Genomic DNA, 604 nt, shown 5'->3' with positions numbered 1-604 from the left:
GGTATCCGCTGGGTCGGTGGCTGGCGTCCCAGCGGACCGCTTACGCCGCCGGGACTTTGGAGGCCGGGCGCGTGGTCGAGCTGGAGGGGCTGGGGATGGTGTGGTCGGAGCGGGAGGCTGCGTGGGCGGATGGTCTGATGGTGGCTCGGCTCTACGCCGAGGCGCACGGGCATCTCCTGCCCCCGGTCACGGCGGTCTGGGGTGAGTACCCCATCGGTGAGTGGGTGAAGAACCAGCGGGCCGCGGCGCGGCGGGCGGCGGCGAACGACGAACTGCGGGCCGCCGGCCAGCCGGTGGTGTCGTCGGCCGGGGCGATGACGCGGGCGCGGCAGGACGAACTCGACGCGGTCGATCCGGGGTGGTGCCCGGCGTGGGAGGCGACGTGGCAGCGCCGTCTGCGCCTGGTGCAGGCGCACGTGCGGGCCGGTGGGGCGCTCCCGTCCGTGGCCGGGGCGGTGGTGGTCCAGGGCGAGGATCTGGGGCGCTGGGTGGCCGCGCAGCGGGATGCGGAGGTGTGGGGGCGGCTGGTGCCCGCGCAGCGGGTGCTGCTGGAGCACCTGGGGGTCGAACCGGCTGCGGAGCGGGCGGCGGGGAGGTCGTCGGC

1 protein-coding gene is annotated in these 604 nt (G+C 76.3%); it reads left to right on the top strand.

Annotated elements, in window-relative coordinates:
* Nucleotides 1-71 precede the first annotated feature (71 nt).
* The coding region (locus tag EAO76_RS42165) for a helicase associated domain-containing protein (protein WP_187439030.1) at nucleotides 72-604 on the top strand (533 nt) is incomplete at its 3' end.

The organism is Streptomyces sp. sk2.1 (assembly GCF_008120935.1).
Classification (GTDB): Bacteria; Actinomycetota; Actinomycetes; order Streptomycetales; family Streptomycetaceae; genus Streptomyces.
Note: the sequence above shows the minus strand (reverse complement) of the source record. Positions and strands in the feature narration are given on the sequence as shown.